This is a genomic window from Psychromonas sp. KJ10-2 (assembly GCF_047323255.1).
Taxonomy (GTDB): domain Bacteria; phylum Pseudomonadota; class Gammaproteobacteria; order Enterobacterales; family Psychromonadaceae; genus Psychromonas.
Genome location: NZ_CP178827.1, coordinates 1612913 through 1637795, shown reverse-complemented (window position 1 = coordinate 1637795; position 24883 = coordinate 1612913). Strand labels below are relative to the sequence as shown.

Annotated in this window: 23 protein-coding genes and 2 pseudogenes; 12 read left to right on the top strand and 13 right to left on the bottom strand. The window is 37.5% G+C overall.

The features are described 5' to 3' along the window. Positions 1-28: 28 nt before the first annotated feature. Positions 29-952, bottom strand: coding sequence for an aromatic amino acid DMT transporter YddG (yddG, locus tag ACLKL2_RS07890; protein WP_413693994.1), 924 nt, complete (start codon positions 950-952; stop codon positions 29-31). Positions 953-1137: 185 nt separating this feature from the next. Between yddG and ACLKL2_RS07885 the strand changes: the two genes are divergently transcribed. Together ACLKL2_RS07885 and chrA are read left to right on the top strand one after the other, a co-directional pair. Next, positions 1138-2154, top strand: a complete 1017-nt coding sequence (locus ACLKL2_RS07885; protein ID WP_413693993.1) for a hypothetical protein — start codon at positions 1138-1140, stop codon at positions 2152-2154. A 339-nt stretch (positions 2155-2493) separates the two neighbouring features. Beyond that, entirely contained in the window at positions 2494-3666 is a 1173-nt protein-coding gene (gene chrA / locus ACLKL2_RS07880; protein ID WP_413693992.1) for a chromate efflux transporter, read from the top strand. Positions 3667-3952: 286 nt separating this feature from the next. On the opposite strand, the gene ACLKL2_RS07875 is transcribed toward chrA, so the two are convergent. Next, positions 3953-5545: an ABC-F family ATPase gene (locus ACLKL2_RS07875; protein ID WP_413693991.1), complete on the bottom strand. Its 1593-nt coding sequence runs from the start codon at positions 5543-5545 to the stop codon at positions 3953-3955. A gap of 177 nt (positions 5546-5722) precedes the next feature. Here ACLKL2_RS07875 and ACLKL2_RS07870 point away from each other — a divergent pair, with 177 nt between their 5' ends. The 4 genes from ACLKL2_RS07870 (at position 5723) to ACLKL2_RS07855 (ending at position 9631) form a co-directional block, all read left to right on the top strand. Then, a complete protein-coding gene (locus tag ACLKL2_RS07870; RefSeq protein WP_413693990.1) occupies positions 5723-6985 on the top strand; it encodes a DEAD/DEAH box helicase in 1263 nt (420 codons plus the stop codon). A gap of 825 nt (positions 6986-7810) precedes the next feature. After that, a complete protein-coding gene (locus ACLKL2_RS07865) occupies positions 7811-8374 on the top strand; it encodes a DNA-3-methyladenine glycosylase I (RefSeq protein WP_413693989.1) in 564 nt (187 codons plus the stop codon). A gap of 287 nt (positions 8375-8661) precedes the next feature. Further along, positions 8662-9138 carry an NYN domain-containing protein gene (locus tag ACLKL2_RS07860; protein ID WP_113817377.1) on the top strand — a complete coding sequence of 159 codons (477 nt, stop codon included), beginning with the start codon at positions 8662-8664 and terminating at the stop codon, positions 9136-9138. 127 nt (positions 9139-9265) lie between these two features. After that, positions 9266-9631 (top strand): NirD/YgiW/YdeI family stress tolerance protein, encoded by a 366-nt coding sequence (locus ACLKL2_RS07855; RefSeq protein ID WP_181817663.1) that lies wholly within the window; start codon positions 9266-9268, stop codon positions 9629-9631. Positions 9632-9681: 50 nt separating this feature from the next. On the opposite strand, the gene hemB is transcribed toward ACLKL2_RS07855, so the two are convergent. The 8 genes and pseudogenes from hemB to ubiE form a co-directional block, all read right to left on the bottom strand. Beyond that, positions 9682-10695: a porphobilinogen synthase gene (hemB, locus tag ACLKL2_RS07850; RefSeq protein WP_413693988.1), complete on the bottom strand. Its 1014-nt coding sequence runs from the start codon at positions 10693-10695 to the stop codon at positions 9682-9684. A 79-nt stretch (positions 10696-10774) separates the two neighbouring features. Further along, positions 10775-11560 (bottom strand): TatD family hydrolase, encoded by a 786-nt coding sequence (locus ACLKL2_RS07845; protein ID WP_413693987.1) that lies wholly within the window; start codon positions 11558-11560, stop codon positions 10775-10777. 3 nt (positions 11561-11563) lie between these two features. Beyond that, positions 11564-12329 (bottom strand): annotated as a pseudogene (gene tatC, locus ACLKL2_RS07840) (twin-arginine translocase subunit TatC). Between the two features lie 15 nt (positions 12330-12344). Further along, positions 12345-12734: a Sec-independent protein translocase protein TatB gene (gene tatB / locus ACLKL2_RS07835; protein ID WP_113817386.1), complete on the bottom strand. Its 390-nt coding sequence runs from the start codon at positions 12732-12734 to the stop codon at positions 12345-12347. Positions 12735-12865: 131 nt separating this feature from the next. Further along, a complete protein-coding gene (tatA, locus tag ACLKL2_RS07830; protein WP_413693986.1) occupies positions 12866-13108 on the bottom strand; it encodes a twin-arginine translocase TatA/TatE family subunit in 243 nt (80 codons plus the stop codon). 79 nt (positions 13109-13187) lie between these two features. Then, the gene (gene ubiB / locus ACLKL2_RS07825; RefSeq protein ID WP_413693985.1) at positions 13188-14828 is read right to left on the bottom strand and encodes a ubiquinone biosynthesis regulatory protein kinase UbiB; all 1641 of its coding nucleotides are present in this window, start codon (positions 14826-14828) and stop codon (positions 13188-13190) included. Beyond that, on the bottom strand, positions 14825-15475 hold the full coding sequence (locus ACLKL2_RS07820) for a ubiquinone biosynthesis accessory factor UbiJ (protein ID WP_413693984.1): 651 nt from the start codon (positions 15473-15475) through the stop codon (positions 14825-14827). Before ACLKL2_RS07820 ends, ubiB begins: the two co-directional genes overlap by 4 nt. A gap of 26 nt (positions 15476-15501) precedes the next feature. Further along, positions 15502-16257: a bifunctional demethylmenaquinone methyltransferase/2-methoxy-6-polyprenyl-1,4-benzoquinol methylase UbiE gene (ubiE, locus tag ACLKL2_RS07815; protein ID WP_113817389.1), complete on the bottom strand. Its 756-nt coding sequence runs from the start codon at positions 16255-16257 to the stop codon at positions 15502-15504. A gap of 375 nt (positions 16258-16632) precedes the next feature. Here ubiE and pgi point away from each other — a divergent pair. The 6 genes and pseudogenes from pgi to ACLKL2_RS07785 all read left to right on the top strand — a co-directional run bounded on the left by pgi (position 16633) and on the right by ACLKL2_RS07785 (position 22548). Then, positions 16633-18284 (top strand): annotated as a pseudogene (gene pgi, locus ACLKL2_RS07810) (glucose-6-phosphate isomerase). Between the two features lie 364 nt (positions 18285-18648). Further along, positions 18649-19503 (top strand): hypothetical protein, encoded by an 855-nt coding sequence (locus ACLKL2_RS07805; protein ID WP_413693983.1) that lies wholly within the window; start codon positions 18649-18651, stop codon positions 19501-19503. A gap of 53 nt (positions 19504-19556) precedes the next feature. Next, a complete protein-coding gene (locus tag ACLKL2_RS07800) occupies positions 19557-21173 on the top strand; it encodes an aldolase catalytic domain-containing protein (RefSeq protein WP_413693982.1) in 1617 nt (538 codons plus the stop codon). After that, positions 21157-21819, top strand: a complete 663-nt coding sequence (locus ACLKL2_RS07795) for an HAD family hydrolase (RefSeq protein WP_413693981.1) — start codon at positions 21157-21159, stop codon at positions 21817-21819. The genes ACLKL2_RS07800 and ACLKL2_RS07795 overlap by 17 nt, the downstream gene beginning before the upstream one ends. Next, a complete protein-coding gene (locus ACLKL2_RS07790) occupies positions 21809-22318 on the top strand; it encodes a 3-deoxy-manno-octulosonate cytidylyltransferase (RefSeq protein ID WP_413693980.1) in 510 nt (169 codons plus the stop codon). Before ACLKL2_RS07795 ends, ACLKL2_RS07790 begins: the two co-directional genes overlap by 11 nt. Before the next feature lie 44 nt (positions 22319-22362). Next, positions 22363-22548, top strand: a complete 186-nt coding sequence (locus ACLKL2_RS07785; RefSeq protein ID WP_413693979.1) for a hypothetical protein — start codon at positions 22363-22365, stop codon at positions 22546-22548. Between the two features lie 73 nt (positions 22549-22621). Here ACLKL2_RS07785 and ACLKL2_RS07780 read toward each other — a convergent pair whose 3' ends face one another. The 3 genes from ACLKL2_RS07780 to ACLKL2_RS07770 all read right to left on the bottom strand — a co-directional run bounded on the left by ACLKL2_RS07780 (position 22622) and on the right by ACLKL2_RS07770 (position 24870). Next, on the bottom strand, positions 22622-23236 hold the full coding sequence (locus ACLKL2_RS07780) for a hypothetical protein (protein WP_413693978.1): 615 nt from the start codon (positions 23234-23236) through the stop codon (positions 22622-22624). Between the two features lie 86 nt (positions 23237-23322). Then, on the bottom strand, positions 23323-23793 hold the full coding sequence (locus ACLKL2_RS07775; RefSeq protein ID WP_413693977.1) for a hypothetical protein: 471 nt from the start codon (positions 23791-23793) through the stop codon (positions 23323-23325). Between the two features lie 36 nt (positions 23794-23829). Then, on the bottom strand, positions 23830-24870 hold the full coding sequence (locus ACLKL2_RS07770) for a glycosyltransferase family 9 protein (RefSeq protein ID WP_413693976.1): 1041 nt from the start codon (positions 24868-24870) through the stop codon (positions 23830-23832). Positions 24871-24883 lie beyond the last annotated feature (13 nt).

Here is a 24883-nt window from a genome sequence, read left to right as displayed (position 1 = left end):
AAAGCTTAAATAGGCATTGTGATCGTGTCTAAATATTTGAAGTTTGTTTCGTATTCGTGTCAGGTTTCTCTCGGGTCACGATAAAGCAAATCAATGAGCCTAATGTGACTAACGCCACGCCTTGCCAGAAAGAACCACTTAACGTTAATGAAAGATACACAGAAGCAAATAACGTTGAGAAAACCGGCGTAAAGTAGGAAAGCGTGCCCAACAAAATAATATTGCCACCTATCACAGCTTGGTTCCATAAAGCATAACCCGTCCCAATGCTAATACCTGCAATTATTAAAGTTAAACTGGAAGGTAAGGTAAAGTGGATGCTGGGCTCGTTACTGAAAAAGAACTTTATCCATAGGGTGATAGCAGTGGCGGCAAAAAATAACACAATGGCATTTTTTCCATTGCTTATTCTTTTTGTGATCACACAATAAAATGCCCAAATAAACGCAGCTGAAAAGGCCATTAAGTAGGTGATTGGGTTATCGGCTATATTATGCAGTAAAATGTCTAATGAAAGACCTTGGTCACCGGCGATACACCAAGCCACACCGGCGAATGCAATGAGGATACTTGGGTAAACTAACAGGTTTACTTTCTTAGGGCTCAGCAATACGCTTAATAATATGGTGAGCGCAGGCCATAAATAATTGATGATAGACATTTCCATGGCTTGATGACGATCAGTAGCCATACCCAATGACAAAGCTAGACATATCTCATAGGTAACAAATAAAGCACCGCCAATTAATAGATAGCGCATAGGAAAGTCTTTAACTTTAGGTACACCCATCACACACATCAAAAAGATAGCACTAATGCTGTACATCATGGCAGCCCCTGCAATTGGACTAAATAATTCTGATAAATCACGAATTAAAGCAGCCACAGAGCTCCATAGTAAGATCGCGACAACGCCACAAAAGGTATATTTATTTTCAGTGATAAATGACATAGAAGACCAAGATTAATAACATGAGAATGAGACCTTCATTATCAATATTAATGATAGGGATGCAATAGATTAACTTATTTATTCAGTACCATTTTAGGTTATGCTATTACTAGTTGTCTTAAAGGTCATTTCTCTATCTGGGCAAAAAGATCTGTTTTATTGTTAACCGTTAAAGTGAGTTTTGAATGTTAGATGCCATTTGTATTTTATCTAAAGACCATCAGCCGACTAGGGAATACCAGGCTGTACAAGGTGAGGCTAAAGCACAAACTATATTCTCCATCTACGAATTCAAATTACTGCCAGCAGAGCAAATAGAACAATATCGACATTCGCTATTTTGCCCTGAGTGCTTACAGGTTGCCTATTTTAGGCGTGCTTCTAAGGATGGCAAGCAAGCTTGTTTTGGTTCTCGTAACCACCTTGAAGGTTGCTCTGAGCTAAATACTCATAAACGTAATGGACCTATGGCGTTGGTAGAAAAAACGATGCTGGTGGAACAGGATACTGAAGCACAACTAATTGCAGAGGCTGTTAATCCAAGCTCCATAACGGAAAATAAAGCACCAGTAATAGAAAGCCAACAAAAGGCTGAGGTAGATGAACAGCAAGGTTTTACTATCGACTTTAGTGTTAAGCGTACTGTGCGTCGTGACGCTTCTATTCAAAATAAAAAGGCAGAGGAGGGTTCTCAAGCACCTATTTCAGATAAACCTCAATCAGCAACCGCTGTATTAGAACCGTTACAAAAAACAGAAAAAACCGTAACCCAAAGGTTAAGTACCTTATTAAAAAGCTTATTTAAGAACAGTTCTTTAGCTACCTCTGATGTCTGGGTGCAGACCAGTGAACAGCATCGTTGGCGCGCAAAAAACTTGTTTGTGCATTTTAGCGATGCCGAGCAGCTAGAGAAAGTGGCCCCGAGAATGTATTGGGGTAGCATCAGTTATAGCGATAAGCAGTTGTTATGGTTAAATGTCGCTGATAATAAAAACCTTTCTATTCCTATTAGTCATTTTAAAGAGGAGTTGTTAGCCCGTTATGGGATCACACAAGCTGAAGACTTAAAAGGCGCTAAGATTATTATTTTTGCTAAATGCTTGAACAATAAACAGAAGAGCCGACAGTTTTTAACCTTGTGGGATAATGACTTACAATATCTGCACTTGGATTTAGCCATTCACTCTACAAGCAAGCAATAGATTAAATAAAATAACCCCCTTCACAAATAGTACCTCCTACAATATTTATGTAATAAATGTTGCCGCTGTCATTTTACTGTCATCTAACTGCTGTAGATTTTCTCTGTTTAAATGGCCGCTCTGTTTTTTATATTGGATGTGATCGTCATTTATTGAAGTACTGATTGATATCTTGTGATGATGAGTGAGTACTTTTGTGGATTGATTATTCACTTCACAAAGCAAGGTGAGCATTGACTGAAAAAATTGCTTATTGCCAGTTTTCGTCTTATACCGATCACTCATGCATACTTTTTTGATTGATAAACAAATATAAAATGGACAATGGAAGCGTCGTCGATGTGGAATATATTTAAAACTTTCTTACTCTTAGGTTGTTATAGCTTTGGTGGGCCTGCAGCTCATATCGCCTATTTTAGAGAAACATTTGTCCAGCGCTTAGCTTGGTTAAGTGAACGTCAATATGCCGAATATGTTGCCTTAAGTCAGTTTTTACCTGGTCCAGGTTCAAGCCAAGTTGGCTTTGCTATTGGCTATCATCGCGCTGGGTTAAAAGGCGCAATCAGTGCTTTTTTAGGGTTTACGCTTCCTTCTGTTTTATTGGTGGGATTGTTAGCGGTCAGTGCAGGTTACTTAACTGATAATAGCTTTTTTCATTCAGTGATCCATGGTTTGAAACTATTGGCTGTTGTCGTAGTGTTTGATGCAGTATTGATGATGTTTAAACAATTCTGTAAAGATAAAGCACATGTCGCATTATGCTTACTCAGCGCCTGTGTTCTATTGGTGATGCCCAGTGTTGCAACTCAACTGTTAGTACTGTTATTTGCAGTTTTGACTGGTGTATTATTATTTAAATTAAAACAGCAGGAATTTACCGATAAGAAAACTCACTGTCTGATCCTAAATCCACTACGTTCATTAAACTTCCGTCCTTTATTTCTGTTTATTATTTTATTGTGCGTTGCACCTTTTTTAAGCTTTTTAAGCCCTTTATTTTCAGTGTTTTCTGATTTCTTTCAGACGGGAAGTTTAGTGTTTGGGGGAGGGCATGTTGTTCTGCCTTTATTACAAAATATCGTCGCAGAACAGTTAACGTCGGATCAGTTCTTAACGGGGTACGCCATTGCACAAGCTGTGCCTGGGCCCATGTTTACCTTCGCCACTTATATTGGTTATTTTATTCTGCCTGAAATGCCATTGATAGGTGCGTTAGTCGCAACCTTAGGTGTGTTTCTGCCTGGCTTTCTATTACTATTAGCTTGTTTAAAGAATTGGCAACGCTTTGCTAAAATTCCGTGTGTGAATGCTGCGATTACTGGTGTGAATGCCGCGGTAGTTGGGTTACTTGTCAGTGCTTTATACCAGCCTGTATTTGTTAGTGCGGTGTTTAATGGGCTAGATATGGCGATTATTTTAGTGGGGATTTTTCTACAAAGAAGCCTCAAATTACCTATTGTATATTTAGTACTGTTATTTGCCATGACAGGGTTGTTGTTGGGTTATCTTTAACGATTGCTTGCAACTATTCCCTTCAATTATTCACTCTAACTATTACCTATAAAAATGAAAAATCCGATACTTAAAAAGCATCGGATTAGTTTATTTAGCTAAGATAAGTCACTAAGGTTTTAGTTATACCAATCATAGTAAGTAACTGATCTATTTTACTTGTTAAAACAACTTATTTTTTCGTTGTAAGTTTCGTATAGGGAACAACCATTTACATCAACTTACGCCTCAAACTAAGCCATTTTTCCGGCGCAAAATTTAGATCAGTTATTTAATACAATTGGTATTATTCACCAACACCTTGGCTTTTTAAATACTCTTCGTAAGTACCGTGGAAATCAACTACTTTATCTTCTTTAATCTCGATGATACGTGTTGCTAGCGATGATACAAACTCACGGTCATGACTGACGAATAATAACGTACCTTCGTAGTTTTCTAAGGCTAAGTTTAATGATTCAATCGATTCCATATCCAAGTGGTTGGTTGGTTCATCCATTAGTAAGATATTTGGTTTGTTCATCATTAACTTACCAAACAGCATACGACCTTGCTCACCACCAGAGATGATTTTAACTGATTTAGTGATGTCATTCGCACCAAATAATAAACGACCTAATGTGCCACGTACTACTTGTTCATCGTCACCTTCTTGCATCCATTGACCCATCCAATCCATTAGATTTTGGTCTTTTTCAAAATCAGATGAATGGTCCTGTGCGTAGTAACCTAACTGTGCATTTTCAGACCATTTGTACTCGCCTGAAGTTAGCTCAATTTCGCCCATTAAAGTACGTAATAGTGTTGTTTTACCTACACCATTTTGACCAATGATAGCGACACGTTCACCGACTTCGATCATTAGGTTTAAGTCTTTAAATAAAGTGTTTTCAAAGCTCTTTGTCATGGCAACGGTTTCTAATGCGTTACGGAATAGTTTCTTCTCTTGTTTAAACACAATGTAAGGGTTAACACGACTAGATGCTTTTACTTCATCTAACTGGATTTTATCCATTTGCTTAGCCCGAGACGTTGCTTGTTTTGCTTTTGATGCATTTGCAGAGAAACGGCTTACGAACTCTTGTAGTTCAGATAGTTGTGCTTTTTTCTTCGCATTTTCAGATAATAGACGTTCACGCGCTTGTGTTGCTGCTGTCATGTATTCATCGTAGTTACCTGGGTATAAACGTAGTTCACCGTAATCGATATCAGCCATGTGTGTACATACTGAGTTTAAGAAATGACGGTCATGCGAGATAATAACCATGGTACATTGACGTGCATTTAATTCAGTTTCTAACCAACGGATAGTATCGATATCCAAGTTATTGGTTGGCTCATCAAGAAGCATGATATCTGGGTTTGAGAAAAGTACTTGTGCTAGTAATACACGTAGTTTCCAACCTGGAGCAACTTCAGACATTGGTCCGTAATGTTGCTCTAATGGAATACCAACGCTTAATAGGATTTCTCCAGCGCGTGAATCGGCTGTGTAACCATCCATTTCTGCGAATTCAGTTTCTAAATCAGCTACTTTCATACCATCTTCTTCACTCATTTCTGGTAAAGAGTAGATACGGTTACGCTCATTCATTACTGCCCACATCTCTTTGTGGCCCATCAATACTGTATCTAGTACTGTGTGCTCTTCAAAGGCAAACTGGTCCTGATGTAGCTTTGCAATACGTTCATTAGGATCTTTGGTTACGTTACCAGCACTTGGCTCTAGATCACCGGTTAAGATCTTCATGAAGGTTGATTTACCACAACCGTTCGCACCGATTAAACCGTAGCGGTTTCCAGTACCAAACTTGACTGAAATATTTTCAAAAAGTGGTTTTGCACCAAATTGCATGGTGATGTTATTTGTACTTAACACGGCTTATTCCTAAATAGTTTGAGTATTGCTTTTTTAAAGAGGAGTATTATACAGATACCGTGAGGTTAATCACCTTTCAATTGTATGAATTTTATGCGTTGGTTTCGATAGCGTGTAAAGCCTGCTTAAGGTAAGCTACGCGCCTTAGGCATATGCCGTATTTTAATGAGATGTACTATGAGTTTTGATTCACTAGGTTTACCCGTATCGTTAGTAGAAGCTGTTAAAGCGCAAGGTTATGAAAAACCTTCTCCTATTCAAGAACAGGCTATTCCTGCCGTTATCGCAGGAAAAGATGTCATGGCTGCTGCACAAACTGGTACAGGTAAAACAGCAGGTTTCACCTTACCTTTATTAGCTAAATTAGAAAAAGGCCAACGTGCTAAACCGAATCAAGTCCGTGCATTGATTTTAACGCCTACCCGTGAGCTAGCAGCACAAGTGCAAGCCAGCGTAGAAAAATACGGTCAGAATATGCCATTACGTAGCATGGTGGTGTACGGTGGGGTAAAAATTAACCCGCAAATGCAAAACCTTCGTCGTGGTGTCGATATTCTGGTGGCAACACCGGGACGTTTATTAGACCTTTACCAACAAAATGCTATTCGTTTTCAGCAGTTAGAAGTGTTAGTGCTAGATGAAGCTGACCGAATGTTGGATATGGGCTTTATTCACGACATCAAAAAGATATTAAAAGCCTTACCGCCTAAACGTCAAAACTTACTATTTTCAGCGACTTTCTCCGATGATATTCGCGCTTTAGCAAAAGGTTTGGTGAATAACCCAGTAGAGATTTCAGTAACACCACGTAATACCACAGTAGAAAAGATTGAACAGGTGTTGTATGAAGTGGATAAAACCAAGAAAACAGCGTTACTAAGTCAGTTAATTTTAGAGAACAAATGGCAACAAGTATTAGTGTTTGTAAAAACCAAACATGGTGCAAACCGCCTCGTTAAAAATTTAGAAGCACGCGGAATTCGTAGTGCGGCTATTCATGGCAACAAGAGCCAAGGAGCACGTACCAAAGCCTTAGCACAATTTAAAGAAAGCCAAATTAAAGTGCTAGTGGCTACCGATATCGCTGCGCGTGGTATTGATATTGACCAACTACCTAATGTAGTGAACTTCGACTTACCACATGTCAGTGAAGATTACGTACACCGTATCGGTCGTACCGGACGTGCAGGTAATGAAGGTCTTGCTGTTTCATTAGTGTGTCAGGAAGAATTTAAACTATTAAAAGATATCGAACGCTTTATCAAAAAAGTAGTGCCACGTCGTGTTCAACCTGGTTTTGAACCTGGTGAGCCACTGCAACCTTCTGTGTTAGATACACGCGAGAAGAAAATAAAAAAGCCTAAAGTAGCTAAGCCAGCTAACCGTGCTGGTGGTAATAAAAAACCACGTGGTGTACGTAACAATTTTGTAGGTAGTTAAGTTAGCTTTTACTTTATGTGAAGGTAATCACCGCTAATAATAAGCCCTTATTATTCAATTTTTTTGATTGGTGATAAGGGCTTTTTTGATCGTGTTATTTGAGCGTAGACGAGCAAAATCAATAGTAATTTGTAAATCTCTATAACAATCTCTAAACAAAAACTAGCCAAACCCTTACCTTTCATTACTGTATGCAAACAAATAAAAAGTATTGGACAGCCACTTAGTTAATTAATATCAAAGAGTTAATGGTAAAACATTGCTCAATGTGGCTACATCAAAATCTCCCGTTGAGTTTTTCTGAATCAATGACTGCCTTTAGCAAGCTAAGGCATGGATGCCGTTGCTAGCTCATTTCGAGACATGGATGTCGAGTATGAGTGGTGCGTTAAGAAGGCTGTTATTTATTAAGATTAAAAAACGATTCGGGGCCAGTCTTTTTGCTTACTTTATTCTTCTGGTAAGAAAAAGTATGTCGCCGACAGGGCGAAATAAATGCAACTAATAGCCCAAATGCTTCAACGAGCGAAGACGAGCTAACCTTAAACGATATGCGTGAGTCGGTGTTAGTCCATTTGAGTAAGATAAAATAAAGTCGCCAACAGAGCAAAACTATGTCACCGACAGGGCGAAATAAATGCAACAAATAGCCCAAATATAGCAACGAGCGAAGACGAGTCAATGCATTTAGGAAGTATTCATTACTATAGAAGGCAATGAAAATAAGGGTAACGCCAAAGCAACAACAACTAGCTAAACCTCATCCTTTTCATTACTGTATGTAAACAAAATTAACTCTACACACTCAACAGGTCACCATTATCAATGAACGACATCAAAAAATGCCAGTGGGCTTTAAAAACCAAGCTTGAAGAGGATTATCACGATACCGAATGGGGTGTGCCTGTTTATGATGATACAAAACTCTTTGAAGCATTGTCTTTAGAGCTGTGTCAGTCGGGGTTAAGTTGGCATACCATCTTAAATAAACGAGAAGGTTATCGCGCTGCATTTGATCAGTTTGATCTTAAAAGTGTGGCGGCATTTGATGATGTAAAAATTGCAGAGCTGCTTTTGGACACGGGCATCGTTCGCCATCGTGCAAAAATATCCGCGATCATTAATAACGCGCAATGTATTTTAAATGTGCAAAAAGAACATGGCAGCTTTTCTGACTATATTTGGCAGTTTACTGATAACAAAACCCTTGTTGGAAATTGGCAATCAAAAGAAAAAGTGCCTGCATCAACGGAGTTATCAGCGCTAATTAGTAAAGACATGAAGAAAAAAGGATTTAAATTTTTAGGCCCGACGACTACCTACGCTTTTATGCAGTCTGTTGGTTTGCTTAATGACCATACTACGGATTGCTTTCGCTTTAATGCATAGCAATAAATTCAAAAAACTCAGCTAATAATAATGCTGAGTTAGTCATGATAAAAAGACCACACCGAATATAGACGAGCTACTACATGTGGTTTTGGACGATATAAGTCACGTACTTGGTATCGCTTAAAGCCATTAATGAGAAAGGATTGGGTCTGTTTATCTACTCTTTTAGTATGTGTATCACTGGCGGTTGCTAAGCGTGTGTTTGAAGCGCAGCTGTTTTGGTACCCGTTTAACTCATATTTATATCAGTAAACGTTAACCATCAAAGTAAAAGGTCATTCTTAATGAAAAAAATTGCTATTTTTGCTGATGTTCAAAACATCTATTACACCACTCGCCAAGCGTATGGAAAGCAATTTAACTATCGAAAACTATGGCAACAAATTAGCGCACAAGGTGAAATTGTTTGTGCTTACGCTTATGCCATTGAGCGTGGAGATAATCAGCAACAAAAATTCCAAGAGATGTTAAGGCATGTGGGCTTTGAAGTGCGTTTAAAACCTTTCATTCAGCGCAGCGATGGCACCGCAAAAGGGGATTGGGATGTCGGCATTACTATTGATGTAATGGAATTAGCTGCTGAAGTTGATACGGTTATTCTACTTACAGGAGATGGCGATTTTGCTATTTTATTAGATAAAGTAAAAAGTAAGTTCGCTGTTACTACTGAAGCTTATGGTGTTCCTAAATTATCAGCTAAAGCCTTAATTGATGCTTGTACTGAGTTTCATCCTATCGAGACTGATTTATTAATTGGCTAAACTGCTATCAAAGTTATTGTGAACGAATTAATACTTGTCTAGTCGTAAATAATGAGAGCGCTAGTTATTTACGTTTTAACGTTGTAAATGCTAACGCTATTTTTATTTCTACTAAATGAGGAACGATATGATTAATGCTAACTTTATGCTTAAAGGTCTAATGGCAGTACTGTTCGCCAGCCTATTTTCTATTAATGCACAGGCTGCATTCGTTGGTCCTGGCGCGACCTCTATCCAAACCATCAGCGCTAAAGAGGCGCTTGAATTAGCGGACGATAGTAAAGTGGCTTTACAAGGTTCATTAGTGAAGCAAACGACTGAAGAACATTACCTATTTAAAGACCAAAGTGGCGTAGTTATGGTAGAAATTGAAGATGAAGACTTTCGCCATATTACAGTAACGCCTGAAGATAATATTCGTATTACTGGTGAAATAGATAAAGAATGGACGGAAACTAAAATTGATGTAGAACGTATAGAGTTAATTAAATAACCTACATATCAAAATAAAAAAATGCCGCATTAGATACGGCATTTTTATTATTATTTACGGTTTTCTTCCTGTAACCAGATCGCTACTTGCTTAGCAAAATAAGTTAAAATGCCGTTTGCACCGGCACGTTTAAAGCATAATAGTGATTCTAAAACACACTCTTTCTCTTTTAACCAGCCGTTATCAATAGCTGCTTTATGCATCGCATATTCACCACTGACTTGGTAAGCAAAGGTCGGTACTTGTAGTTCATGTTTTACACGACGTACGATATCTAGGTAAGGCATACCAGGTTTTACCATTACCATGTCCGCACCTTCTTGAATATCTAAGGCAACTTCATGAATTGCTTCGTCGCTATTTGCTGGATCCATTTGGTAAGTAAATTTATTCGCGCCTTTTAAGTTACCTGCACTGCCTACTGCATCTCGGAAAGGCCCGTAGTAAGTTGATGCATATTTAGCACTGTAGGCCATGATTTGTGTATTAATAAAGCCTGCGTTCTCTAATGCTTCACGAATAGCGCCAATACGGCCGTCCATCATGTCAGAAGGTGCAACAATATCAGCGCCTGCTTGTGCGTGCGAAAGGGCCTGTTTAACTAATATTTCTGTAGTAATGTCGTTTAACACATAACCTTCACTATCGATAATGCCATCTTGACCATGTGTGGTGAAAGGGTCTAATGCAACATCAGTGATCACCCCTAGTTCAGGTGCGGCTGCTTTAATACATTGTACAGCACGTTGCGCTAAGCCATTTTCATTATAAGCTTCTTCTGCCATTTCCGTTTTAATGTCACTAGGGGTCACTGGGAAGATAGCAACTGCAGGAATACCTAATTCAGCTAGCTCTTTGACTTCAAGCGCGAGTAGATCTAAAGATAAACGTTCAATTCCAGGCATTGAAGGAATCGCTTCACGACAGTTAGTACCTTCAATGACAAACATTGGGTAGATTAAATCGTTTACTGATAATTCATTTTCTTGAACTAGGCGACGTGAGAAATCATGCTTACGTAAACGGCGTAGACGGCGAGCGGGAAAAGATTGAGAAACAGTCATAATGGCTCCAATGTGATTAATGAGGATATATCTAGCGTACTAAGTGCACAGGTTAAACTTAACTTAGTACGCTAGGTATTTAAGGAGTTAAATTAAAAAATGCGTTACTTGTGTGTTGCGTGTTGCTTAGTAATGATTGTAAATCTTGTTGTCTTGCATCGGCAATGGTTTTTGCAATATAAGGTAAGTATTTAGGTTCGTTACGACTCGATTTTGGTTTAGGTCGCATTGAACGTGGTAATAAATAAGGGCTATCTGTCTCGATCATTAAACGGTCATCAGGGATCATGTTAACGATATCCAACAGGTGCTGACCTCTGCGTTCATCGCAAATCCAACCTGTAATACCAATGTGTAAGTCCAGTGCTAAATATTGTTCAAGTTCAGCTTGTGTTCCTGTGAAACAATGAACAACAGCATTAGATAGCTGTTTGATGTAAGGAGTGACTAACTCAATAAATCGTTCACTGGCATCTCGTTCATGCATAAACACAGGTAATTGATATTCAATGGCTAATTCTAGTTGTTGTACAAAGGCTGTTTCTTGCTCGAGCGGTGTGGAGTAGTTGCGATTGAAGTCTAATCCGCATTCGCCGACTGCCTTCACTTGTGGTTGTTGAAGCAATTCTCGCAGTTTTGTTATTGCTTGTTGATCCATACTGCTTGCATCATGAGGGTGGATGCCAGCTGTGCTGTATAGAAACTCTGGATATGACTTTGCTAAAGTAAGTGCTTGCTCACTTTCAGTGATATTAGTACCAGTGACAATCAGTTTAGTTAACCCAGCTTGTTTAGCTTGGTCGAGTACGTTAGGTAAATCTTTATCAAAACGTGAGTTGGTTAAGTTAACGCCAATATCAATCATAACTTACGACGCTTTATCTATATTATTTTCTTGTTCTTCCTGCTCAGGCTTTTTCACATAAAAACGCGCAAACAGTAAACCGACTTCAAATAAAATCAGCATAGGTACTGCCAATAAGGTTTGTGAGATCACATCAGGTGGTGTTAATAACATGCCAAAAATAAATGCAGCCACAACAATATAAGGGCGCTTTCCTCTTAATGAATCAGGAGTCGTTGCACCTGTCCAGCACAGTAATAATGTTGCAACGGGTATTTCAAAGGCTAAGCCAAAGGCAAAAAATAGTTTTAAGACAAAGTCTAGGTAGCTGCTGATATCGGTCGCTATGGTCACCCCTTCAGGGGCTGTGCTAGTAAAGAATGAAAACACTAACGGGAATACCACATAATAAGAAAACACCATGCCGAGGTAGAATAGAAATGCACTACTAGCGACCAATGGCATGACTAATTTACGTTCATGTTGGTATAAGCCTGGCGCAACAAAAGCCCAGACTTGATACAAAATAGCTGGAATGGCAATTAAAATAGACAAGACAATGGTTAACTTTATTGGTGTAAAAAGGGAGTGGCAACACCCGTTGCGATCATGCTTGAGCCTTCTGGTAATTGGCTGGTAAGCGGAACCGCAATATATTGGTAAATATCATTGGAGAAATACACTAGCCCTAAAAATAGGACGAGGACAATCACTACGATTTTTAGGATTCTATCTCTTAATTCTAAAGGTGGGTGATTAGCGGCAAGCTGTGTTGCTCTTGATCTGACATCGACTCGCTCATGGGTTATTTGTCCTGCGCAGATGATTTTTCTGGTGTTGAATCGTTTGTTATAGATTGTGTTGGTGTTTCTTTTACTGACTTAATGATGTCATCAACATTGTTTTTATATGGCTGTGTAAGCTGTTCAACATCTTGTTTCATTTCATCAATTGAGGCTTTCAAATTAGGGTTTAACTGCTCTAGCTCTTGTTTACTTTTTTTGAGCATATTCTCATTCATTTCATGTAATTCAAGCTCTTGAGATATCTCATTTTTAACTGAGTTTGCCATGTTTTTGGCAGTATTAACCCACTTTACAACAGTACGAATTGCAATAGGTAACCGTTGTGGGCCTAACACAACTAGTCCAATCACAGAGATCAATACGATCTCCCAGAAGCCAATATCAAACATTAAATAATGTGCCTTTTACTAAAACCTACCTGGCACTTATACGTTAAAGTTAAGCTCGGTAGGAGATGGTCTTCAAAAGTTATGCCGATGAAACTCAATAAGTTCTCTACATTATACTTGATACGGCTTAGTCAAATAGATGTCTTAATGAGTCTGAGGGTATTAGTCTTTTTGTTCGCTTTTTCAGCCTTCAGACTTTCTGGTGCTTTTTTGTCTGAGTTTACAGCACTGCTATCTTCATCTTTCACTGCTTTTTTAAAGCCTTTAATTGCGCCACCTAAGTCACCGCCAATACCGCGTAACTTTTTAGTGCCAAATAAAAGAACAACAATTACAGCAATGATAACTAACTGCCAAATTCCGATACCGCCCATAATTTTTTCCCTATATAAATAATGTTGTAAGTTAACTGGTCAACAATAAACTATTAATATGAACTTTTTACTACAGTTGTCACAATTTGTTATTAAATCGCCAAGCAAGTACCCATGATATTACTGCGGGTACGGTCAAATTCAAGTTAATTTTTCCATCGTCTTGTAAATATACTAGAGCAGAGATAATACTCAAAGTAACAGCTAAGGCTGTTATCACTTGGTTTTTACTATTGCGGCTTTGTTGTTCATTTAAGCGCTGCATTAATAACTGTTGTTGCTTTTGAACTTGTTTTGTTTGCGCTAAATTATGGTAAACCAGCTCTGGAATATCAGGTAATTTTTCTAACCAAAATGGTGCTTTTAGTTTTAATTTATTGACTAAGGTTTTAGGACTCACTTGCTCTCGCATCCAATTCTCTAAGAAAGGTTTTGCAGTGTCCCATAAATCCAGTTGTGGGTATAATTGACGCCCTAGTCCCTCTATATATAACAACGTTTTTTGCAGCAGCACGAGTTGCGGCTGTACCTGCATATTAAAGCGACGCGCTGTGTTGAACAGATTAATTAAGACTTGAGCAAAAGATATTTCCGATAATGGTTTTTCGAAAATGGGCTCGCATACGGCGCGAATAGCAAACTCAAACTCTTCCACAGGTGTATCTGAAGGTACCCATTCTGAGTCGATATGTAACTGTGCAACTTGGCGGTAATCTCGGTTGAAAAAAGCCAGAAAGTTTTCCGCTAAATAACGTTTATCTTCATTGGTTAATGTACCTACTATGCCGCAGTCAATACCAATCCACAGTGGATCTTCGGGGTGCTCATAGGAAACAAAAACATTCCCTGGGTGCATATCTGCATGGAAGAAACTGTCTCTGAATACTTGAGTGAAAAACGCTTCAACTCCACGTTCAGCTAGCAGCTTTAAGTTAGTATTTTGTGCTTTCAATGCATCAATATCTGACACGGGAATCCCGTAAATACGCTCCATCACTAGCGCATCTTTAGTGCAGTAGTCTGAGTATATTTCAGGGACGTATAACAGTTTAGAGTTTAAAAAATTGCGACGTAATTGAATCGCATTGGCGCCTTCGCGCATTAAATCTAATTCATCGACGATGGTTTTTTCATATTCGCGGATCACTTCAACTGGGCGTAATCTTTTAGCATCTTTTAGAAAGCGTTGTAGTAGTCCTGCAAACCATTTCATTAATTGTAAGTCAGCTGAAATGGTTTTTTCGATACCAGGACGAGTCACCTTAATGACAACTTCTCTGCCATCTTCTTTTAACGTGGCAGTATGAACTTGTGCGATAGAGGCGGAGGCTAATGCCACTTTGTCAAAATCATCAAAAATCTCATCGATAGGGCGTTGAAAAGATTTTTCTATCTGTTTAATCGCAAGGTCACCTGAGAAGGCGGGGACATTGTCTTGTAGATGAGCAAGCTGATCAGCATAAATGGGGGCTAGCAGATCTCGGCGTGTTGATAGCATTTGCCCAAGCTTGATATAAATAGGGCCTAGCGATTGTAGGCTTAAATGTAATCGTTCTGGTAAGCTTAAATGCGCATGTTGGTTGCGTAACCAGAATAAACACAGGCGCAGGATCCAATAGCTTTTAGGCCTTTGAGCTTTAGGCACTAGTTCAATTAAGCCATATTCTATGAAGGTTTTTTGTATCTGGTATAAACGTGAGAGCTCTTTAATCTTTATCATTTTTTGTCAGCTAATACCTTGCTTTGTGATAGGTCGTTTAGCTGCTTTTCCAGCTTATTATTTATCTTGTTTAATAACTGTTCTGTATCACTCTCTAAACGACTTACTTGATCACTAAAGTAAGCCACCTCTAATGCACTCGGTGCGACTTTTACCTCTTCTGTTAAGTACAGAGAAGATTGTTTTTCGATACGTTTATATTGAGTTTGTGTGGTTTGCACTGCTTTCTTAGCGTGCTGGAAGAATTTATGTGCAATGACATCACCCACTTTCTGCGATAGGTGTTCTTCCCAATCTATCTGCATGTCGGTCAACAACATTGCAAACTGCTGTACTAATTGAATATCGCCATCTACTTCCAGTTCACCTGATTTAATCAACTGCGTTAATTGACGGTTGTCTTGTAGTTTATTGAGCGCTTGGAAACTCACTTTGATGGTGCAGTCTGGCTCACCTTCAAACTTGTTAAGCACATCAACCTGTTGCTCTGAAATAATAAAGTACAGTGGCAGCTTTAGTTCTTTTAAACTCGCCGCAATGATGGTGCCATTAAGTTGTTTACGTTTGCTTACCGCACTGCTATCTAATTGATGTAGTTGGTTCACGCCTGTTTCTATTAAGCCGCAAAGTAAATTGGTTAATGGCATATTAATCTCTCGTGGTAAAAGGCTGTTTAGTATTTGTAACCGCGATGCAAGGCAACAATACCTGCGCTTAGGTTAAAGTATTCTGTGCCTTCAAAGCCGACATTATTCATCATCTCTTTCAAGGTATCTTGGTCTGGATGCATACGAATACTTTCAGCAAGATATTGGTAACTTTCACTATCATTAGCGATTAATTTACCTAGCTTAGGTAAAATGTTAAATGAGTAAAAATCGTAGAACTTCTCAACCGGTGTGTACACTGGTTTTGAAAACTCTAATACTAATAAACGACCGCCTGGCTTTAATACACGGTAAATAGAGGCTAATGCTTTATCTTTGTCTGTCACATTACGTAAACCAAATGCGATAGTGATCAGGTCAAAATGGTTATCAGGGAAGGGCAGTTCTTCAGCATTAGCTTGCACATAACTGACGTTGCCTTCGATACCCATATCGCGCAGCTTAGTACGGCCGACTTTAAGCATTGAATCATTGATATCAGCTAAAACCACTTCGCCTTTTGTGCCAACAATACGTGAAAATTTGGCCGTTAGATCGCCTGTACCACCTGCAAGATCTAATACTTTTTGACCTTGGCGTACACCTGAACAATCAATCGTAAAACGTTTCCAAATGCGATGAATACCCATGGATAACACATCGTTCATGATGTCATATTTAGCGGCAACAGAGTGAAATACATCGGCAACGAGCTCTACCTTCTTATCCTCTTCAACGGTTTTAAAACCAAAGTGAGTAGTATTATCTGGGTTTTCTTGCATCTTATCTGTTTACCTTTTGATAAATATATTGGCTTAATTGGATATCATCGCATGATACCAATTTTTAAAGGATATTTGGATCTTTATTGTCGACCCTTACATTGCTTGTTTTAATGTTACGCTTTCTTACAAAAACTCACCCTGTTATTGGCTATTATTCAGCGCTAATAATTAACACCATCACACACGGTTTAGCGTTAAATTATTCACAAGAGTTATTTAAGTATGCCTATTTTAAAGGTACATTAGTTGTTGTAACTCATTGTTTTGCCTTTTTATCAATATTTAATGAACAGTGTGTGGTTATTTCTGATAACTTATAGTCAATGAGCAATAACTGCAAAAGCTTTAATATCATAAACTTGGGAACCTCTTATGCTGAAAAATATTCAACCAACCCAGACCAAAGCTTGGTCAACACTACAAACGCTATTCGATGACCATGCAGAGATGCAGATTTCACAACTGTTTGCAGAAGATGCACAGCGCTTTGAAACCTTTTCTCGACAATTCAATGAAGACTTTTTATTAGATTTCTCTAAAAACCTAATCACAGAAGAGATTTTGGCCAGTCTGTTGGATCTTGCAGAAGAGGTCGATTTATCAAGTGCGATTAAGGCACAGTTCTCTGGTGAGAAAATTAATATCACAGAGCAACGAGCTGTATTACATACTGCGCTACGTAATCGCAGTAATACGCCAGTATTCGTTGACGGTGAAGATGTAATGCCAAAAATCAACGAAGTGCTTGCTCAAATGAAAGCATTTTGTGAAAAAGTACATTCAGGTGAGTGGCTAGGTTACACAGGTAAGCGTATTACTGATGTTGTGAATATCGGTATTGGAGGTTCAGACTTAGGTCCTTATATGGTAACCGAAGCGCTTCGCCCTTATAAAGTTGAAGGCATTGAAACACACTTTGTCTCTAACGTTGATGGTACACATATTGTTGAAACCTTAACTAAGGTTGACCCAGAAACCACTTTATTCTTGATCGCTTCTAAAACCTTTACTACACAAGAAACCATGACTAATGCACATAGTGCTCGCGACTGGTTCTTAAACTTTGCACAAGATGAAGCCTTTGTGGCGAAACACTTTGCTGCATTATCTACAAATGCCGCTGCAGTGACTGAGTTTGGTATTGATACTGCCAATATGTTCCAGTTCTGGGATTGGGTTGGCGGACGTTACTCGATTTGGTCTGCGATTGGTTTATCTATCGCCTTAACAGTAGGCTTTGAAAATTACGAAGAGCTGTTAGCCGGTGCTCATGAAATGGACCAGCACTTTGCAACGACTGATTTTAAAGACAACATTCCAGTGTTATTGGCAGTGATTGGTATCTGGTACAACAACTTCTATGGCGCGGAGTCTGAAGCTATTTTACCTTATGATCAATATATGCACCGTTTCCCTGCTTACTTTCAACAAGGAAATATGGAATCTAACGGTAAATGTACCGACCGTAACGGTGACCCTGTCGATTACCAAACAGGGCCTATTATTTGGGGCGAACCTGGTACTAACGGACAACATGCTTTTTATCAGTTAGTGCATCAAGGTACTAAGTTAATCCCTTGTGACTTTATTGCGCCGGCCGTCAGTCATAACCCAGCGGGTGACCATCATCCTAAGTTATTATCTAACTTCTTTGCTCAAACTGAAGCCTTAGCTTTCGGTAAGACAAAAATGCAAGTGGAATCTGAATTTGCAGCGGCGGGAAATCGGCAGAAGAAGTCGCTGATTTAGTACCGTATAAAGTGTTTGAAGGTAATAAACCAACAAACTCTATCCTGGTTAAAAAAATCACCCCTAAGACATTAGGACAACTGATTGCAATGTACGAGCAAAAGATTTTCACTCAAGGCGTTATCTGGAATATCTTCACTTTCGACCAGTGGGGAGTTGAGCTAGGTAAGCAACTAGCAGGACAAATCTTACCAGAATTAAGCAATGATGATTGTGTAGAAAGCCATGATTGCTCGACCAATGGTTTAATCAACGCTTGGAAAGCTTGGAAGTAAACTTTAAATCGCTGTTTTAACTAGTGATTGCCTTAGATTGTGTTAATTTGAGGCAATCACTCCACCTTAATTCCTTTCTGTTTTACTCATTGTTGATAAATCATTACTATAGCGTCTTTGTGTTATCGTTTTATCGCGAGTAATACTGGAATACTTATTTAGTTTAAATTCTTCTTTGTTTCACCGTTCAACTTATACCAAGTAATGTTTTAAATAATTGGGCATAGAGTTTGGTTTAAGAATTAATATATAGAATTTTATACCTGGTAAATAGGTAAAAGAATAGATAGTACGGAAACTGCCTATTATTGAATGATAATAGACTATTATTGCAATATGCATTAACCAAATTACCGAGAAATACATGTTAGAGACAGCCATTCTGGTATTGCTTTACAATAAAGAAATGAAAGACAGTAGTACTTTGAATTCTTTAATGAAATCGACAGTTCAATATTCAAAGGCTAAAATCGTTATATGGAATAATGGCCCTAAAAAGTTAAATATTGTCAACTCTCAAGACCTTATCGATTTAGGCTACCAAATAGAGGTCGTCGAAACCATCTCAAATGATTCATTAGCTGTAATATATAACCGATTCATAAAAGCCAATCCAGCTAAAAAATATATCCTGCTCGATGATGATTCAGAATTAAGTGAAGAGTTTATTAGTGCTTCAGCCAATAGCCAACCAGAGCATCTTTCTTTACCCATTATTACAAGTAATGGGAAAGTACAATACCCTAGTATTGATCGAAAACGCTATTCCTCTTTAACTGAAATAAAGCCTGAAAGTCGTATTATGACTATCGGCAGCGGTTTAGTGATTGGTAGGGAGGTTGTTAATGCATTAAAGCAACATTATAAAAGCGTGTTTGATGAGCGCTTTTATTTATACGGTGTTGATACGACCTTTTGTTTAAGAGTGAACAAAAGTGGGCAAGCAAAGAGCGTAAAACTTATTACTGGTTTTGATCATTCGCTATCTAAGTTAGAAAATGAAACTATAAAGATGGTTCGTTTTAGACGTATTGAGAGGAGTTACGAACTGGGTTTAAAATTGAGGTATTATATACCTTTAAGTAGATCTCTATTTTTTTTGTTAAAAACGGGTACTAGTGTTTTAAAAAGATTATGTTTAGGAAAAAGATATAAAGTTAGTTTTTTGTATGTGGTGAAGGCATTTATTTCTGGTAAGCACTATAGAAGTAATGATTAACTATATCAAATTAGCTTTATTAAATATACAAATCAATTTGCAAAAGGTTTTACATGAAAATATTAGATTGCACATTACGTGATGGTGGTTATTACAACAACTGGGATTTTGAGCAAGAGGTCGTAGAAGCTTATTTAAAAGCTGTTAGCGCTGCCAATATTGATTACGTTGAATTAGGGTTGAGGAGTTTTCCTAAGCCTGAGTTTTTAGGTGCGTATGCCTATACAACTGAAGCACATTTAAACACATTAGATTTACCTGAAGGCCCTACTTATGGAGTGATGGTGGATGCAAAAACAATTTTAGAGTCTGAGTTATCAGTTGAAGATGCTGTTGATGCCTTATTTATTCCGGCTAGCGATAGTAAAATTAGCTTGGTGCGTATTGCGGCGCACTTCCCTGAAGTAGAATATTCTGGTCCTATCGTTCAGCATTTGAAATCATTAGGCTATATCGTTGGTTATAACTTAATGCAGTCAGGTGGTAAACCGGCAGACGTCATTGCAGATAAAGCTCGTCAAGCTAAAGAGTGGGAAGATTTAGATGTATTATATTTTGCCGATTCACTAGGTAATATGGATGGAACTGAAGTTGAGCGAATTGTTACGGCATTGCGCACTCAATGGACTGGACCTTTAGGGATTCATACTCATAACAATATGGCTAAAGGCTTAGATAATTCTTTAGCGGCTAAGAATGCAGGTGTTAGTTGGTTGGATGCGACGATTACCGGTATGGGGCGTGGTGCGGGTAATACTCAAACAGAAAGCTTACTGGCTGTTTTGGATAAAGGCGAAAGTAAATATGTATCTAAACCTATTTATGAGTTAGTCATACGCCATTTCGAATCAATGCAAAAACATTATGGTTGGGGAAGTAATTTACTGTACTTTCTAGGGGCTCAAAATGATGTGCATCCAACTTATATTCAAAACTTATTATCAAACAGCCATTATGGCACGGATGAAATCGTTGGCGCGATAGATTACCTTAGTAAATTAGACGGAACTACTTCATATAATGGTGCTGTATTAAATACTGCTTTATCATTTAACACTAATGAAGCTGCTAAATTATCTGGAACTGATGCAGTGTGTGGTTTGTTTGATGATAAAAATGTTTTAATTATTACTAATGCACCGACGACACAAAAATATTTAAACGCTATTTTATTATATATACAACAATATAAACCCGTTGTTATCTCTATTAACATCTCTAATGCAATTCCAGCAGAATTGATTGATTATTATGTTATTTCGCATAACGCTAAGTTTTTATCTGATGCCAATGAGTATAAATCGTTAAATAAGCCTATTATTTTTCCAGCGCATCGCTTTACAACAGAAGAGTTGGGTCTTATTGCTGATGTTCAGAAGCTAGATTATGGGTTAGATATTCAATCGGATGTACTAACGTCAAACACAACTCATTGTGTTATCCCTTCTGACATTACTGCTGCATATGTATTAGCTATGCTGTTAGAATCTAAACCGTTATCAGTTAATACCATCGGTTTTGATGGATATGATATCAATGATTTACGTCAACAAGAGATGGTTAAAATTTTTGAGTTATATAGCCAAGATAAACGTAGCAGTAATATTGTTTCTTTAACCCCAACAACTTACCCGTTAACGAAAGGCTCTGTTTATGCCCCACATTGCTAATTACGATGTGTATATCTTTGATTGTGACGGAGTAATTTTAGACTCTAATCAATTAAAGATTGATGCAATGCATAATGCGTTACTCCCTCTTATTTCGGATATAGAGAAGGTAACTATTTGCGTTGATTACTTTCGAGATAACTTTGGTCGCTCACGTTTTCACCATGTTGATGTGTTTGTAAACGAATTTTTAGGTTTAAAAGAAAGTGAGAAAGAACCGATAAAAACAGCTGTTCTAAAAGGGTATTCAAGCCAGTGTAAGGCACTTTATTTGTCTGCTGATTTAACCCCTAAGGTATTAAACTTTGTATCGAGTTTACAAGGTCATAAATATATTGCGAGTGGCTCTGAGCAACAAGAGTTAAGAGATGTTTTTAAAGAGCGGGGCTTAGACACTTATTTTGATGGTATTTTTGGCTCGCCCACTAAAAAATCTGACTTAATAAAAGAAATACTTAATAAACATAATTCGGTAACAGGCGTCATGTTTGGAGATGCTATTTCTGACTATGAAGGTGCGGAGCTTAATCATATTGATTTTATAGGGTATTTACCTTTTTCTAACGTTAAAGAGAAATTGCTTACTCTTTGTGAAAAAAATCAATCTGTAACTATTGAGTCATGGGATGAATTAAATGGAAAATAATATGAAATATGCAGTTGTTATTCCGGCTAGGTTTCAGTCTAGTCGTTTTCCTGGAAAGCCTTTGGTTGATATTTGTGGTAAACCAATGATTCAGCATGTTTGGGAAAGATGTTGTATGGCTGTCAGTGCTACAGATGTATATGTAGCTACAGATAGTAAAAAAATTGCTGATTGTGTTGAAGGGTTTGGTGGTCAAGTTGTCATGACGTCATCGGATTGCTTAACAGGTACTGATAGATTAGCAGAAGCTAATTTGAAGTTAGATTGTGATTTTTTAATTAATGTGCAAGGCGATGAGCCTGTTATAGAGCCTAGCAATATTACCAAGATTATCGAATTATTTAAAAAGACTGGGAATGTTACAAATGCTTATTGTGCCATTACATCAGAAGATGAATTTCGTTCGTTAACGGTTCCTAAAGTAGTGACCAGTAAAGGCGGGAAGCTTTTATATATGAGTCGCTCTACAGTTCCTTTAACTAAAGGGGCGATTATGTAAATGCTTATAAACAAGTCTGTGTATATGCATTCAGTCGAGAGCATTTGTCATTTTTCACATCACATAACGAGAAGACGCCATTAGAAGAAATTGAAGATATTGAGATTCTTCGCTTTTTGGAGTCAGACATACAGGTTGATATGGTTGAAGTTGAAAGCGGCTCTTTAGCCGTTGATGTACCTGCTGATGTTGATAAAATTATAGAATACTTAAAAAATACATTTTCTTAGCAATGTTAGTAATATCTAATATTTTAAAGTACGTGCTCTAATTTTTATTCAAAATTTAGAGTACGTATTTAAATTATTTGTCTTTTTCGAGGTTAATTTTTTCTGAAAAGAAACTGTCTTTTTGAATTAATTTACCTTTTCCTAGTTCTATTATTAAATCTGATTCAAGTGTAAGCTCATTAAAGCCAGGGTTTTTAAACTCATTCTTATTTGTTTTGAATAAATAAACGTTTTGTTCATATAAGGCTGCTTCGAATATGGCTGTGGAATTAAAACTGATAATTGCTCTATATTTATGTTTATTGAGACTTTCTGATAAAAGCATAGCCGAATCAATTATGAAGTTATCATTTGATTTAATTATATCATTTATTTTCGTGGATATAGATGGGTGTGGGCGGATAGTAAACTGTATTTTATAATCCTTTAAGAAGTTTAATAGTTTAATTGAGTCATCTAAATAAATATCTCTAGGTAAGATTACAAATATACGTTCAGACTTTATTTGTTTTGAAAGTATTGGGAATTTGCTTTTAGGATAACCAAAAACTATATAGTTTGAAGAGTTTGGAATTAATTTGCTTATTTCATTTTTCGAATAATTTCCCCATAATAATAAATAATCAGAGCATACATTTTCGTAATTTATTACATCGTATGGGGTATCATTTATATAGTTGAAGTACATACCATGTTGAAGGCTATAAGTTTTAATTCCTCTTTTTCTAAAATAATATGATATGAACGATTCGACTAGATAGGAACTGTTAAATGCTATGTACTTCTGACATTTGACTTCCTTTTTTCAAGTTGATCAATTATTTTGAAAGATATTGAGAATACGGTCGCTAGTTTTAGTCGTTGTGAAAATGAACATTCTATTTCTTTGGTAAATTGAAACCCTTTTACTATAGATAGGAAAGATGGGATAAAACCCAAAACCTTTCCTTTTGTACTGTTTTTGATTCTTACATATTGAGGGAGTGCGCTGGGGAAGTAGGCTTTAATTAAGTCTATATAGCTCTCTCTTTTTGTAGAGTATGTATAAATAATATTTTCTGAGTCTGACAGCTTAATATTATTAGGGTTTAAAAATAAATAATCAATATATAGCTTTAACGAAGGCTTCCAAACCATCATACCCAGATAACTACCAACAACTTTATTTAAAGGGTAGTCTTTATAATGTCTTTCTTTTATAAGATTTTTGAGTTCTAGATATTCTTTGAGATTTTTATTTTTCATAGTTTTATCTTTAATAAATGTTGAGTTCATCTGTTTTTAGTTTAATAGTTTATTAATTTTATATTTTAAACTTTGGAGTTCAATGTCTTTCATAATATGAGCACCTTTAGCTCTTGCACTCCAAGGTAATTCTGAGATTGGTTTTTTGTGTTGTAATTCAACATGCTTTTCATACACGCTGACAACATTATCCAGGCTTAAGTAAGGACCTGTTCTGAGTGGATTACTGTGACCATATAAGCCAATGACTGGTGTGCCTTGTGTCGTTGCTATATGTGCTGGACCTGAATCTGGGGCTAATACTATTCGTGCTTCCTTTAATGTTGCCGTGAGTTGCTTTAATGACGTTTTGCCAATAAGGTTGATCACTGGTTGTCGCATCAATTTTTGAATGTTCTCACCTAAAGTGATTTCTCTGGGGGCAGGAGAACCACATAGAGCAACTTCAAAACCTTTCTCTATGGCGTAATCTGCAATAGCTGCATAGCGCTCTGTTAACCAATTACGTTCATCTTTACTTGCAGCTGGGCTAATAACAAAGAGTGGTTTGCCTGATGGACTAATGCTCTGTGCGAAGTTGATATCTGACTCGCTGAGTGGAATGTGCCATGTTGGTGTGGTTTTCTCAATGCCAAGGTAATAAGCGAATTCAAAGAAACTATCTAATACATGTTGGGACGCGGTATCCGGGATTTTTTTATTGGTGAATAGCCATTGTCCCTCTTTAGCACGTTTTCGGTTAAACCCTACTTTGTATTTTGCTTTTATTCCAATGGTTAATGCGCTGGCTCTTAATGCGAGCTGCATATGTAATAGCGCATCAAATTTTCTACCAGAAAGCTGCTTCCAAATTGCTTTCATTCCTTGATAACCCGTTTTTTTATCGAAAACAATTACTTCAACATTGGGCAAGTCATTTAATAACTGCGCTTCAATTTTCCCCATAATCCAGGTGATTTTGGTCGTTGGCCATTGTTTTTGAATAGCTTGCACCATCGCCACTGCATGGCATACATCCCCAATTGCAGAAAGGCGTAGTAAGCAAATAGATTTTGGTGCAGATGTAAATAGAGGCATGTTAATATCTTAT

Excerpts from the sequence above, each read along its gene's own strand:
- yddG (WP_413693994.1), bottom strand. The coding sequence starts at position 952 with ATGTCATTTATCACTGAAAATAAATATACCTTTTGTGGCGTTGTCGCG.
- ACLKL2_RS07885 (WP_413693993.1), top strand. The coding sequence starts at position 1,138 with ATGTTAGATGCCATTTGTATTTTATCTAAAGACCATCAGCCGACTAGG.
- chrA (WP_413693992.1), top strand. The coding sequence starts at position 2,494 with ATGTGGAATATATTTAAAACTTTCTTACTCTTAGGTTGTTATAGCTTT.
- ACLKL2_RS07870 (WP_413693990.1), top strand. The coding sequence starts at position 5,723 with ATGAGTTTTGATTCACTAGGTTTACCCGTATCGTTAGTAGAAGCTGTT.
- ACLKL2_RS07865 (WP_413693989.1), top strand. The coding sequence starts at position 7,811 with ATGAACGACATCAAAAAATGCCAGTGGGCTTTAAAAACCAAGCTTGAA.
- ACLKL2_RS07860 (WP_113817377.1), top strand. The coding sequence starts at position 8,662 with ATGAAAAAAATTGCTATTTTTGCTGATGTTCAAAACATCTATTACACC.
- ACLKL2_RS07855 (WP_181817663.1), top strand. The coding sequence starts at position 9,266 with ATGATTAATGCTAACTTTATGCTTAAAGGTCTAATGGCAGTACTGTTC.
- hemB (WP_413693988.1), bottom strand. The coding sequence starts at position 10,695 with ATGACTGTTTCTCAATCTTTTCCCGCTCGCCGTCTACGCCGTTTACGT.
- ACLKL2_RS07845 (WP_413693987.1), bottom strand. The coding sequence starts at position 11,560 with ATGATTGATATTGGCGTTAACTTAACCAACTCACGTTTTGATAAAGAT.
- tatB (WP_113817386.1), bottom strand. The coding sequence starts at position 12,734 with ATGTTTGATATTGGCTTCTGGGAGATCGTATTGATCTCTGTGATTGGA.
- tatA (WP_413693986.1), bottom strand. The coding sequence starts at position 13,108 with ATGGGCGGTATCGGAATTTGGCAGTTAGTTATCATTGCTGTAATTGTT.
- ubiB (WP_413693985.1), bottom strand. The coding sequence starts at position 14,828 with ATGATAAAGATTAAAGAGCTCTCACGTTTATACCAGATACAAAAAACC.
- ACLKL2_RS07820 (WP_413693984.1), bottom strand. The coding sequence starts at position 15,475 with ATGCCATTAACCAATTTACTTTGCGGCTTAATAGAAACAGGCGTGAAC.
- ubiE (WP_113817389.1), bottom strand. The coding sequence starts at position 16,257 with ATGCAAGAAAACCCAGATAATACTACTCACTTTGGTTTTAAAACCGTT.
- ACLKL2_RS07805 (WP_413693983.1), top strand. The coding sequence starts at position 18,649 with ATGTTAGAGACAGCCATTCTGGTATTGCTTTACAATAAAGAAATGAAA.
- ACLKL2_RS07800 (WP_413693982.1), top strand. The coding sequence starts at position 19,557 with ATGAAAATATTAGATTGCACATTACGTGATGGTGGTTATTACAACAAC.
- ACLKL2_RS07795 (WP_413693981.1), top strand. The coding sequence starts at position 21,157 with ATGCCCCACATTGCTAATTACGATGTGTATATCTTTGATTGTGACGGA.
- ACLKL2_RS07790 (WP_413693980.1), top strand. The coding sequence starts at position 21,809 with ATGGAAAATAATATGAAATATGCAGTTGTTATTCCGGCTAGGTTTCAG.
- ACLKL2_RS07780 (WP_413693978.1), bottom strand. The coding sequence starts at position 23,236 with ATGTACTTCAACTATATAAATGATACCCCATACGATGTAATAAATTAC.
- ACLKL2_RS07775 (WP_413693977.1), bottom strand. The coding sequence starts at position 23,793 with ATGAAAAATAAAAATCTCAAAGAATATCTAGAACTCAAAAATCTTATA.
- ACLKL2_RS07770 (WP_413693976.1), bottom strand. The coding sequence starts at position 24,870 with ATGCCTCTATTTACATCTGCACCAAAATCTATTTGCTTACTACGCCTT.